Genomic DNA, 13,316 nt, shown 5'->3' with positions numbered 1-13,316 from the left:
CTTCATCCCCCTACAGATTTTTCGTATAAAAAAGAGAGAATCCTTATCGACAGATTCTCCTTTTTAATCAATTTATTTTATAAATGAAAAGTTAATTTACCTTTTATGGAAAACTATTTTAAAAAATAAACATAAATATGCAGTTAATGTAACAAGATAAGAAATAATAGTCGTTACTGTATAATTTGTGCTTACTTTAATATCAGCAACTCCTTTGACTCCGCTTATTTGTACCAATCCATTAGCATTCACCTGCTCCTTTACAGGTTGATGATTTATTTCTACATTCGTTCCTAAATAAGCATATACAGGAAGTGTGATTACTTGGCTCTTCTCATTAGTTACTCTATATATGATAGAACTACCAGTTGTTTTATAAGGAAGGTTTACCCATTGACTGCCAATCTTTGCTTCGTGTTTTATTATATGCTCCTTATTCTCCAATGAAGCGATAGGAGAATAATCATATAAAAAATAATCCATTCCTTTAGTGGTATACGCCTCTACTGTTTCTTTGTTTACAACAATATGTCCCGGCTGAGAAATTATTTTTTGATTGAAATTTTTTTTACTAGAAACAGTTAAAGTGATTAATAACAAAACAGTCATAAATAAATAAAATAGTTCTCTTGTCTTATTGTATCTTCTATTTTTGAAAAATATCATCGTTAATATCAGAGAAGAGAATATTATTTGCAAGCTTAAGATCCGCCAAGGAAATTGTAACAATTTGGCTGGCGTATTTTGCAGAAGATACCATGGCACCAAACTAGTTGTAGCTAGCCAAGTCAAACACGTACCATAATAAATCTTTTTTTCTATGTTTGTTAATTTTTTAAATAAAATCAGGGGAATACATAAAGATAACAGACCAACTAGTCCCATTGAGTAAGTAGTTAAGTCGTTGTTCATAGCTTCAGTCAGACTATCGAACACATTAGATGCATGAGCATATAAATTTGTCACGCTAGGTTTGTTGATTTTTTGGTAGAGCATTTGTTCAAACATCGGATACCAAAAAGCACTCGTCAGAACCAATGTCATTCCTGCCGCACTAAATAATTTTTTAAATATAGCAATAAAATCTGCATTCTTGAAACCTTTAGAAACCAAACGAATAAAAATAAAAATGATAATTAATGCTGTACTCATTAATGTTGATAGTACATGGCTGTACACTAGCAAACTCATACTCAATGCTAGCTTTACAGACGGATACTTTTCTTCTTTTCCAGAGATGATTTGATAAGCATAAAATAATACAGGGATAACAAGTGTTATTGCGATAGCTTCGGCAATTGCGGAACGATAGTAGATGTCTACTGTCCGATAAGCAGAGAAAATATAGAGACAACTAAATAAAAATGCCGCTTTTTTTTGTTTTAAAAACCGCTCGCCATAATGATAAGCTACGAGTGTTGTACACAAGTTCAATAACCAAACGTAAATAATATAGCTTACAATCAAATTTTTTGTCATCCAATATAACATTACAGCTGGAAAAAAAGTCAGAAAGGGATAAAAATAATTTACACCATATCCAGTATAATTGAATGTCTCATAATTAATCGGACTGGTAAAAATAGTCGATAACCCCTTGATTCGAGATAAGTGAAAAGAAAGATCTCCAGTGGTATAAATACTCTGTGTATTTTTGAAAAAGATGAAAGAATATATACTACTAACTATAATTAATCCACTCAATATTACTACTTTTTTATTTATTTTCATTCTTCTTGTTTATCTCCTTTTTAGTCACATATCGAGAATCTTTCAACTTATTAGGTGCAAATCGTTTAAAACTTGAATACACCACTAAACAATAAGTCAGAATACTGATCCATAAAGCCATGAGAGCAGTTGGAGTATATTTTGTTGTAATTTCTATCTTATTTTCTCCAGCATTTACATCCACATTCACTAAGCCATGTTTTTTATAAGAGTCATTTACGACTTTACCGTTTACTTTTACCTGTGTACCTAAATAAGCATATACTGGTACTGTCACTTTTTGCTTTTTGTTGCTTTCCACTGTGTAAGTAATGTTATTATCTGCAGCTTTATACTTCCCTTTTTCCCACGATTCTCCTACTTTTACTTCATGTTTTTCTAAGTGAGGCCTTTCTTTTATCGCTTCTGTTGGGGCGTAATCGTATAATCCTCCCATATCTGATGTTGTATAACGTGGGAGTGTTTCTTCATTGATAACAATATGACCGTGTTTTGATTGGATAACTTTTGCGTAATTTTCTTTTGCTGCTATAGACGTGACGAGTAGAAACACCACAGTAGCGCCAATGATTAACCATGAATATTTTTTATTCATAGTCTTTTTCATAAAAACAAGCGTTATGATCATTGAAGAAAAAAAGATTTGGATACCTAAGATACGCCAAGGAAACTGGAGCAAGCTTATCGGTGTTTTTTGAAACAAAAACCATGGAAATAAATTAGTTACGCATACCCATGTAGAAACTACGCCAACATAGATGATTTTTTCTTTTTTCTCCATTTCTTTCAGTATGAATAAAGGAAAAATCAACGCAACCAATCCTAATAACCCCATAGTGTATGTTGTAATATCGTTATTTAACGCTTGAATGATACTATCTGAAATAGAAAGTGCTTCTAGCTGCAAATCTGTTTTGAAGGGACTGTGTATTTCTTGATAATTCATCTGCTGCAACATAGGATACCAAAAATAGCTAGTTAATGCACAAGTCAAAAAAACAGCCTTTACTAAATTCACGACCACAAATTTTATATCGTTTTTTATTTGCTTGCTTAAAAACAAACGAACTATAATCATACAAGCAATCAATGCACTACACAATAGTGTAGTTAAGACATGAGTATACACAAGTAGACTTATACTGACAGATAAAGCGATGACTTTTTTTTCTCTATTGAATATCAATCCATAAGCATAATATAAAACAGCTGGGATAATCGTAAGAGCGATTGCTTCTGCAATTGCGGATCGATAATAGATATCAACTGTTCGATAAGTTGCAAAAGTATATAAACAACTAAATAAAAAAGCAGCATCTATCTTTTTAAAAAACTTTTCTCCATAATAAAAACTAATCAGAATCGTACAAATATTTAATAACCAAATATATAGAACATAACTTAATATTAAGTTATTTGAAATTCCATAAAAAACGACTGCAGGAATTATTGTAAGAAAAGGATAAAAATAGTTCAGTCCATCTCCATAATTGTTAAATGTTGTATAGTTGATTGGCCCTTCAAAAATAGAAGATAACCCTTTGATTCGTGAAAGATGAAAAGATAAATCACCTGTTGTATAAATTTCTTGAGCATTTCTCATAAAATTTACTGAATATAAAGTACTAAGTAAGATAAGAACTACTAAAAGAAATGCTTTTTTACTTATTTTCATAGATTTGTTGTTCTCCTTTTTTAATTCTATTTTCAGTATACTAGAATTGTCTTTTTTTAATAAGCTTTGCGTTAAATTTTTCATAGCACTAGTATGATATACTAGAAAAGAATCAATTTTTATTACTTTTAAATAGGAGAAAAAAATGAAAAAAAACAAAAACCAAATAATAGATATCATTTTTATGTTATTTCTAAGTTTTGCTTACGTCATCCCTCTATTCATGTCTAAGGGAATCTATCATAGTGTCAATCAGGATACTTACTTTCATTTATCTCGAATCATAGGACTAGATAATGTATGGAGTTCTCCAGTAAACTTCAATAACTTCGATCATCATGGAACAATGATGAATATTTTTTATCCATGGCTTACTCTTTATCCAGCTTTTTTATTTTATAAAATGATGGGAAATCTTGTTTTAGGTTATAATATCTACTATTTTTTTATCACTTTTTTAACAATGGTCGTTTCTTATTTTTCTATGAAACAAATAAAAAACAATCGTTATATTTCGCTGTTATTTTCGATTATTTATACATTTTCCGCCTATCGTGCCATTGACATATTCCATCGTGCTTCATTGGGAGAAGCTGTCGCTTTAACATTTTTGCCTTTGATACTAATGGGGTGTTACGAAATTTATATTAGAGATTACCAAAAATGGTACTGGTTGTCTATTGGCATGACGCTAGTAGTGTATACTCATTTACTTTCTGTCGCTATGGTTTCTGTATTTATTGGAGGAACGTTGTTTCTTTCTTTTTATTTTTGGGACCAAAAAATCGCTAGACTCTTAAGTCTTTTAAAAGCTACCGCACTCACCTTTTTTTTAAGTGCGGGATTCTTAATTCCTTTTATTCAACAATCTAGAGCACAAGAATTGAAAGTCCCACTGGGAAAAGAATTAAGTGGTATGGCTCCTAGTGATATGCTGACACATATTTTAAATAATAACTATAACAACTATACTATTGGATTATTCTTATTTCTCGGATTGATTGGTGCTTTTATTTTTATAAAAAAATTAACTGCTGATGATTTATTTATTTTCTTTCTTGGTGTATTTGTTCTTTTTTGTTCAACCAATTTATTTCCTTGGCAACTTTTTAACCATACACCAGTTAAGAGTCTACAATTTGTCTGGCGGTTAAATGGTTTTTCTTCTTTATTTATAGCCTATACGATGAGTATAGTGATCTATTATATTTTTTCTACTAAAAATAATTCATGGAAAATAATGGTCTTTATGTTTCTTGCACTAATATTGCATCTCTCAGGAGTAAGCAATTCTATCCATGCTAACAAAGATTCATTAACACTTATAGCACCTGAAGACGCTGTTGCTATAGCTGAAAATTACAATCATACTGATTATGCAAACAAAGAGTCAATCTATCATCCTGATATGATTAATAATGATCAATATTTACTAGGTAACCAGGAAATAAATCCAACAACTCATTTTATGAGTAACAAACTTACAATTGAATTAGATAATTCGAATAATAAAAATACTGTCTTGACGACACCTATTTATCGTTATAAAGGGCAAGTGGCTTCTATTAATGGCAAACTAGTACAAACAAAATTATCTAAGTTTGGCACAACTGAATTAACTATTCCTCCAGGTATAAATAAAGTCGTTATTACTTATCAGTACACAAAACTAGCAATTGCTTCAAGATATTTATCTATCGTTACTTTGATTTTATTTTTACTTTATCGATTTACTTTTTCTAAACAAAAACAACCGAGAAGAGAAGTACAACATTCTCACTAGATTTTTATTTAAGAAAGACTTTTTAGCTGTACACATAAACAGGCTAAAAAGTCTTTTTTTATATTTCTTTAATTTGCTTCATACATTATTTAACATCGATATTTATACTGTGAAACATGCGTTTCATCCATTATCAAAGTATTTTTATCGATAATAAACTTCATCCAAAAACAGACCTTGTGCAGGGACGGTTTCTCCTGCATGTTGCCGCACTTTGCTTTCAAATATTTCATCGATTGTTTCTATCGGCATGGCACCTGTGCCGATTTCTAGTAATGTCCCCATGATAATCCGTACCATTTTATATAAGAATCCGTCTCCGACAAAAGTAAAATGAAGCATTTCTCCCTTTCGTTCGATAGATAATTCATCAATCGTACGCACTGTGGATTTTTTTGATTTTTTCAATGCAGAAAAACCAATGAAATCATGTGTACCCACTAATTTTTCGCAAGCTGCATTCAGCTTGTCCATATCCAACTCTTGAGGGAAATAAAAGCTGTGGTTTCGCTCAAATGCTGAAGGAATCACGTTGTTCCAAACATAATAGCTGTATTTTTTGCCCACCGCATTATATCTTGAATGGAAGCGCTCAGGCATTTCTTCGATTCTTTTGATGACAATATCCCGCGGAAGGTAACGATTCATAAAGTCGATCATTTCTGCCAGTCCAATTTCTGTGTTTGTTTTAAAATTTGCTACTTGTCCTCGCGCATGGGTGCCAGCATCTGTTCTTCCTGATCCAATAATTTCTATCTCTTCATTTGTCATCTGATGCAATACTTTTTCGATTTTTCCTTGAATGGTTTTATCGTCATCTCCAAGTCTTTGCCATCCTGAATATCTTTTTCCGTCATATTCGATTGTCAACTTGATGTTTCTCATATTTTAGTGGCTCCTCTGTCTTCCATTTGGTCTTCTCTCTACCTTTTTAAGATTGTAGCACAAAATATAGCTCCTTGCTTCTCTAAGACAGAAGCTATACAAGAAAACTGTGGAAATATATATTTCAGAAAAACAAAAAACAGCCACCGGATGAAGTATCCGCTGACTGTTCAATTTGACGGCTCAAGTTTTACTGTTTGAGATGCAAGATACTCAACCAGGCAATGGGTACATAATTAAAGAAAAAACTGATTCTTTGGCAAAAACCTATTTTATTCAGTAATGGCCAAGAATTTATAGAAGGAATTCTTGCCAGTCCATAAATCGCCGCAAAAAGCAAACTGATCACAGACAGTCCAAGGTATAAGTGGCTTACGTCCATTTGCCCATTTTTTCGATAGATCAAGAAAAGAAGAACTGGAAACAATAAAAAACCACTGTAACCTAAACCTGATCCGATATTATGGACCCATGTCGAGACATTCCACGAAGATTCATGGGTATTGATACTGAACACACCTGTAAAGATACAATCACCTATACCATAGAACGCGATGGCTGCTGTAACTAGGGTAGCTAACACACGAGATGTACTTACAAATGCAGCATACAATGCAGGCAATGACAGGATGAAAAAGATCCCTGAAACCACAGACCAAATAAGAAACGCTTTTCTTACAGGACTGGAAACCTCTCCAAATACACTGATCACGCTCTTCATTTGATCTAATTCAGGATAATACAATCCTAATACGTACGGAGTCAAAAAATCACTCAGCACGCCTAATAATAAAAAGAAAAAACCAAATTTACGTAAAAAATCCATGATACGCCTCCAATAACAATTACCTATGCTTTTAATTGTTATTATAAACGACTTTGTCTTGATTTAACAGAAACCTCTATTTACACGAACATCTATATAACTCATTAAAAACTCGAATCATTTTAAAAATACTAAATATCTAACGTTCAACGTTCACTTAATCCATCTAAACAATCTTTCAATTTGATTTTTTCCCCACTTCTTTTACGCGCGCCTAGCTCTCCTATTGCAGTAAACAACAGATCACTTGACGAATTTAAGGCAGTTTCCATTGAATCCTGGATAACACCGATAATAAATCCAATACCGACGATTTGCATCGCGACATCATTAGAGATACCAAACAAACTACATGCTAATGGAATCAATAACAGTGAACCGCCCGCAACACCTGAAGCTCCACAAGCAGCTAAAGCAGACAAAATACATAAAAGGACTTTCAAAACAAAAGGTGCTTCAATCCCTAAAGAATGTACAGCAGTCAACGTCATCAAGGAAATGGTAATCGCGGCACCGCCCATATTGATCGTAGCACCTAACGGGATCGATATGGAATAAGACTCTTTTGTCAATTTCAATCTTTCAGCCAACATCATGTTTATCGGGATATTTGCGGCAGAACTTCGGGTAAAGAAAGCGGGAAGTGCGCTTTCTTTCAAACAAAAGAAAATCAATGGATAGGGATTTTCTTTAATAAACAAAAACGTGAGGAATGGGTACACAACTAATGCGACAAACAGCATCGTACCGATCAAAACAAGTAAAAGCTGCAGATACTCTGCCAATCCAGCGATTCCAGTCGTAGCAATTGATTGATAAACCAATCCTAAAATCCCTATCGGAGCAAATGCAATAATCACTTGTACGACTTGTGACAACGCTATAGATATCTGATCCACCAACTCTTTTGTCGATTCTGAACGTGCTCGAAAAGCTAGTCCCAACAATACAGCCCAGAATAAAACGCCAAGGTAATTCGCATCAATAAGAGATTGAACAGGATTTTGTGTGACATTCGTCAACATAGTAGATAAAACACTTTCCAAACTTTGCGGTGCTTTTTCAGATACTGTTTCTTGTAAAGTAATAGGAACAGTAAAAATTGAACTTACAATAACTGCTACAAGTGCAGAAAGCAATGTTCCCACTAAATATAAGATCAAAATAGGCTTCACGAATGTCTTATTCCCAATTTTATGCTTGGCAATTGACGCCATCGTCAAGAAAAAAACCAGAATAGGTGCGATTGCCTTCAAGCAACTGACAAACAACGTCCCCAATATTGAAATAAATGTCCACGTGGGGAAAAAGATACCAAACAATATTCCGACTAAAATACCAACAACAATACGTTGAACTAACGACATATCCAAAAACTTCTCTAACAAATGACCACCCTTTCACAATTTTAACAATCATTGTATCATTTTATGCAAAGAAACTAAAGGTATAATTTTCTAAAAATTCTAACAATACAAACAACCATTTCTTGCTAATTTTGTACTTTTTCTGTCTACACGTTGTTTTTTGAGATATTCTAAGTTAGGATGTTATTAATGGGCAACTTCTCAGGAAACGTTTTCTTATGTTTTTGTCCAATTTTTTTGTGAGGTGTTTATTCTTGAAAAAAATAAAGAAGGAAAGTTATGGCTTCCTGACAATCTTTGTCGCTTGTATAATGATGGTTTTACAGCGTATATTGATTTCAGCAGTCACTATTCCTACATATGCAACAAACCCTGGTCGATTCTACATCTATACATTTTTACAAACTTCCGTTGTTATTGGTACAAATTTGATCCCACTTTACATGGGTTACCAATATCAAAAAATCGCCCGTTTAAAAGTTTTACATTATTTAAGTCGTTTTGCCTTTATATTCCTAACAGCCACACTAGCTTGCAATATCTTTTTTTACGTACAAGCTGGCAGCTTGAATATTCGTGATTATTGGCTTATCCTAACACCTATCAGTCAGAATTACTTTACTTATGCTGTTTCTTGTACTTTGCTTTTTTGTAGTATTCCTTATACAGTTGGATTTTTAAATAAATTATCGAAAACAACAATTAAATATCTACTATTATTTTTAACAATTGGATTAGTTGGCTGCTCTACTCTATTTAATAAAGACCCGTTTGCATTACAGAATGGACAGAGTATTTTATGGATTTTTTATTTATTTTTAATGGGTTATGGTTTGAAAGAATGGAACTGGAAAGAAAAGGTCCGCTATAAGCTTCCTCAAGTATTTATCAGCTTGATTGTTTTATTCGGTTTGATTATTTTGATGACACAAATTTCACTCATCATCAGAGGAAATACAGATACAGCGCTGAGGTTTTCTAAACCATATTCTCTCTTCGCAATGTATTATACTTTCTCTTCGTTTTTATTTTTAGAAATGCTATCTGATAAATTAGGTATAAAAGGAAGAGGAAATTTTCTTGCTGTATTTTTGATTGTCACTCAAGTTATATGTAATTTCCCTTTAGTTTCTTATCGCGTATCTACATTTATGAAACGTGAATTTCCAAACTCAGGGAAGGCATGGCTGATAAATATCGGGCAGTTTTTTATTTACTATTTATTAGCAGTGTCCCTCCTAGTTATCTTTTTATTTTATATACAAAAAATCCGTTTCATTCATCGTTTCATCGAATACTTCGCTTTTGATTCGATTGAACAATTAACACAACGTTGGAAAAAAAGAATTCATTGGCTTTTTGTTCATAAAAGTTATTTTTTAGTTGCAGCATTTTTTTACTGCTTTACCTTCGTGCAGATTTTCGTTTTAGAACCAAAAGAAGGTTGGAAAGAAACTATCCAGGTTGCCTTAAAAATATTTACTCAGCGACAAGCACCCATGATCCTGACAATCATCATTATTATGGGATTTTTCTTCTTACTATTGTTGATTTCCAATCGTTTTTGGTACGCCTTGACTGCTACCTTGATCATTAACTTACTGCTCACTATTTCGACAGTAATCAAAATGGAAATGCGGGAAGAGCCTGTCTTTCCTTCAGATTTAAAAATGCTGACCGGATTGTCAGAACTATTATCGATGGTTAGCCCAGTCTTATTAATCGTGGGCGGATTGATCCTTCTCCTATTATTGATTACTAGTATTATTGTACAACGTAGACTACAAAAACAGTATTCCTTGAAGATTCATTGGAAACGTCGATTTATCAGTATCGCTGTATTATTAGGATGTTTTTCGGGTGTCTTTTTCATTAATCACAAAAATTCGCCTTCTTTCTTGCTGTTTAATTTATTTAAAGTAAACAAGACTTTCTTTAACCAGCAAGGCGCCGTAAAAGATAACGGACCAGTCATTCAATTCCTAAACAATATCGACATTAAAATCATGGAAGAACCTGCTGGCTATTCGAAAGAAAAAATTAATGGAATAATGAAAAAGTACAACACAAAGGCAGATGAAATCAACCAAACAAGAAGTGACTGGTTAAACAATCAGACGATCGTTCTCAATTTAAGTGAAAGCTTCAGTGATCCTGCACGTGTCCCTAATCTGACAGTACCTACAGACCCTATTCCTTACATCAAAAGCATTATAACAGAAGGAACAGGAGGATTGATGTTATCCGTCGGTTATGGTGGCGGAACAGCTAACATGGAATGGGAAGGACTGACAGGCTTGAGTATCAGTAACCTGTCTGCTTCGTTAGTTACACCTTATACCCAGCTAGTGGAGCGTCAGAAAATAAGTCCAAATATTACCGATCTATTCGATGAAAAAATAGCCATCCATCCTTTTACAGCTGCTCTTTATCGCAGAAAACAAGTGTTTGATAAATTTGGTTTTGACAGGTTCTATTATTTAGACAGTCCGGATAAATTAACTTATACGGATAAAATAGAACAAAGCCCACGCATATCGGATGATTCAGCATACAAAGAAACCTTGAAAGCTTTACAAAGCAATACAGAAACGTCGCAATTCATCCAATTATCCACTATGCAAAACCATATGCCTTATGATGATTACTATAGTGAATTGAACTACACTGCTGAAGGAACTGCTGTCATTCCTAATAGAAGAAAAGAATTACAAACTTATATGCAAGGCCTTCACTATACCGATACAGCAGTAAAAAAATTCATCCAAGAAATCGACAAAATCGATAAACCGATTACCTTTGTTTTTTATGGTGACCATTTACCTGCAATCTATAGTGGGAATGATTCGAAAAAATATGGATTAGAACAGCACCAGACAGATTATTTCATTTATAGCAACAAGTATAGTCGTGAACAAGCAGCTACGTTAAATAAAGAAGTTGTTGCTCCTAATAACTTTGGTGCTATGGCTCTTGAGCATGCGAATATCAAAGTAACTCCTTACTATGCGTTGTTGACAGAAGTATCTAATCATCTACCTGCATTAACAATTGATCCTACAGAAAGCTTGTCTAATCGTTTTAATGGAAAACAGGTCTTTGTTACAGAGGATAGTCAAATTATCCAAGAAAAAAATTTAACTGAGAAACAAAAAGAAATTCTAGAAGATTATCGTCTGATACAATATGATCTTGTTGCAGGTAACCAGTACAGTGCAACATGGGCGACACAAAAAATAAAAGACTAACAAATAAACTGAGCAAGGGGTTGTGATAAAAGACATGTCACAACCCCTTGTTTATCTCATTAATTTGCTTGTCCATAAACGATTTGATTAAAGCCATTTTTCAATTCATTATTCGCTGTCTCGTTAAAGTAAAGATAATTATCGGGATTCCCCTGATTTTGTTGTGTCACCAATACTTTTGGCTGATTTTGCTGAAACCCGAATAGATAGACGTGCTTTTTCAGATATGGTTCTGTCTCTGCATCGGAATAGACGGCTGTGATTTGATAGTCTGCTTGACCTGTCCCACTTTCTGACCATTCTGCAGAAACAGGCACTCCACCAATAGCCATCTTCCACTCCCCGTTCAAAATAACTTGAGGGACTTTAAGACCATATAAGTCCACACTCATTTGATTCGTATAGCTTTTGTATTGTTGTCCCATTGTTTGGCCCCATGTAGCCATAAATGCCTCTAATTGTGCGGATTTGTCTGCATTCCACAGTGTTTGTTCGACTTGTTCGCTGCTTTCTGAAGAGGAAGATGAAGCCTCTACAGAAGAACTTGAAGTAGATGTTTGAGTTGTTTCAGTCGTTTTGGAAGACTCTGACGAAGTAGAGGTATCTGCTGTTTCTGTACTTGTTGCAGTTGACTTGCTCTCTGTGCTAGTTGTTGTAGTAGTTGCAATTGTTGCTTTCGCTGTTTCTTTTGTTGATTCTTTTTTCGATTCATTCCCGTTGGTACAACCAGCTAACAAAAAAGCTAGACCAATTGTTACTAAAATCCTTTTTTTCAATAAAAAAACTCCTTTCGATTACTCCCACTTCTTTATTCTATCAAATAAGCAATGTGATTTTATTGATTTTTTGTATTTTCTCATCCATCTTTTAAACCTTTTAAAAACTAAGAAGCATCCGCTGAAGTTGTCTATAAGACATCAGCGGGTGCTTCTTTTTATTTTATTTTTAAGACAAAACTTCGTGTTTTTTTCCTGTTTTTCTCACGCTTTATATTTGTATTTGAAGAAACATAGACTTTTAGTCATCATCGTCTTCCTCATCCAAATCTTGTCGGACAGTTTTTCCTTGGAGTCTTTGCACTTGGTAGATGATTTCTTTATTGAAACTTAAAAGTTCAACAAGCAATTGTTGCAAGCCATATTTTTCTTCTTTTTCAGCTAACTTGATTGCCCGTGTGATAAACATATTTTGGAAATCAAAATCTTTTGCAAAGTTTTCCAACATTGTTGAGGCTGGTAAATATTTGTTTTGACCATGTTCGTAAATTTTTCCATAACGCATGACTTCTTCTAAAGTAGACGGAACGATTTCATTATCAATCACTAACTCATGAGAGATTTTATTGAACCATCTCGCTTCTTGATCAGCATATTCCGAAAAAAGGGTACTTAATTCTTGCGAAGATGTACCCAGAACATACAATTGTGCTTGGATCAATTTCATTTCTTCTAATTTAAAATTTGCCAATACATGCCCCACCATGGCGCCAGCAGTTGGTTTATGATGATCGATATCTGCTTGTTTTGTTTCTTGAGCAAATTTTTCTTCCACTATATTCATTGATTTACGCCTCTTTTACTTTTGCTGATTGGACTTCATAACCTAATTTTTCCACAACTGCAGCTAATTGTTCAGGGTGGACTTCATCTGGATCAAAGTTTGCTTTGATTTTGCTCGCATTAAACAAAACTTTCGTATTGCTTACCCCAGGCTGTTGAGAAACCGCATGTTCGATTTTTTGCATACAGCTTGGACAAGCTAGTGTATCTAATTGCATAATAATTTTTTTCATCGTAGTTCT

General features: G+C 33.6%; 10 protein-coding genes. 2 read left to right on the top strand and 8 right to left on the bottom strand.

Translation table 11 applies throughout. From position 1 onward, the window contains the following. Window positions 1-96: 96 nt before the first annotated feature. Entirely contained in the window at window positions 97-1,731 is a 1,635-nt protein-coding gene (locus OZ002_RS01305; protein WP_002326423.1) for a 6-pyruvoyl-tetrahydropterin synthase-related protein, read from the bottom strand. Next, window positions 1,718-3,406 (bottom strand): hypothetical protein, encoded by a 1,689-nt coding sequence (locus OZ002_RS01300; protein WP_231596146.1) that lies wholly within the window; start codon window positions 3,404-3,406, stop codon window positions 1,718-1,720. The genes OZ002_RS01305 and OZ002_RS01300 overlap by 14 nt, the downstream gene beginning before the upstream one ends. A gap of 145 nt (window positions 3,407-3,551) precedes the next feature. Between OZ002_RS01300 and OZ002_RS01295 the strand changes: the two genes are divergently transcribed. Continuing rightward, complete coding sequence (locus OZ002_RS01295; RefSeq protein ID WP_125179438.1) at window positions 3,552-5,189, top strand: hypothetical protein; 1,638 nt, start codon at window positions 3,552-3,554, stop codon at window positions 5,187-5,189. A 144-nt stretch (window positions 5,190-5,333) separates the two neighbouring features. Here OZ002_RS01295 and truA read toward each other — a convergent pair whose 3' ends face one another. The 3 genes from truA to sstT all read right to left on the bottom strand — a co-directional run bounded on the left by truA (window position 5,334) and on the right by sstT (window position 8,267). Beyond that, the gene (gene truA, locus OZ002_RS01290; RefSeq protein WP_002294728.1) at window positions 5,334-6,074 is read right to left on the bottom strand and encodes a tRNA pseudouridine(38-40) synthase TruA; all 741 of its coding nucleotides are present in this window, start codon (window positions 6,072-6,074) and stop codon (window positions 5,334-5,336) included. A 190-nt stretch (window positions 6,075-6,264) separates the two neighbouring features. Continuing rightward, window positions 6,265-6,900, bottom strand: a complete 636-nt coding sequence (locus OZ002_RS01285; protein WP_002331965.1) for a DUF998 domain-containing protein — start codon at window positions 6,898-6,900, stop codon at window positions 6,265-6,267. A 146-nt stretch (window positions 6,901-7,046) separates the two neighbouring features. Then, on the bottom strand, window positions 7,047-8,267 hold the full coding sequence (gene sstT, locus OZ002_RS01280; protein ID WP_002304113.1) for a serine/threonine transporter SstT: 1,221 nt from the start codon (window positions 8,265-8,267) through the stop codon (window positions 7,047-7,049). 254 nt (window positions 8,268-8,521) lie between these two features. Between sstT and OZ002_RS01275 the strand changes: the two genes are divergently transcribed. Next, window positions 8,522-11,515, top strand: a complete 2,994-nt coding sequence (locus OZ002_RS01275) for an LTA synthase family protein (protein WP_279285160.1) — start codon at window positions 8,522-8,524, stop codon at window positions 11,513-11,515. 59 nt (window positions 11,516-11,574) lie between these two features. On the opposite strand, the gene OZ002_RS01270 is transcribed toward OZ002_RS01275, so the two are convergent. The 3 genes from OZ002_RS01270 to OZ002_RS01260 all read right to left on the bottom strand — a co-directional run bounded on the left by OZ002_RS01270 (window position 11,575) and on the right by OZ002_RS01260 (window position 13,307). Beyond that, window positions 11,575-12,291, bottom strand: a complete 717-nt coding sequence (locus OZ002_RS01270) for a DUF4767 domain-containing protein (RefSeq protein ID WP_156249297.1) — start codon at window positions 12,289-12,291, stop codon at window positions 11,575-11,577. A 241-nt stretch (window positions 12,292-12,532) separates the two neighbouring features. Then, window positions 12,533-13,075, bottom strand: coding sequence for a ferritin-like domain-containing protein (locus OZ002_RS01265; RefSeq protein ID WP_002298699.1), 543 nt, complete (start codon window positions 13,073-13,075; stop codon window positions 12,533-12,535). Between the two features lie 4 nt (window positions 13,076-13,079). Then, complete coding sequence (locus tag OZ002_RS01260) at window positions 13,080-13,307, bottom strand: heavy-metal-associated domain-containing protein (RefSeq protein ID WP_002294740.1); 228 nt, start codon at window positions 13,305-13,307, stop codon at window positions 13,080-13,082. Window positions 13,308-13,316 lie beyond the last annotated feature (9 nt).

It is taken from the genome of Enterococcus sp. E4-150 (assembly GCF_035726465.1).
Taxonomy (GTDB): domain Bacteria; phylum Bacillota; class Bacilli; order Lactobacillales; family Enterococcaceae; genus Enterococcus_B; species Enterococcus_B faecium.
The sequence above is the reverse complement of the archived record's forward strand: the minus strand, read 5'-3'. Positions and strand labels throughout refer to the sequence as shown.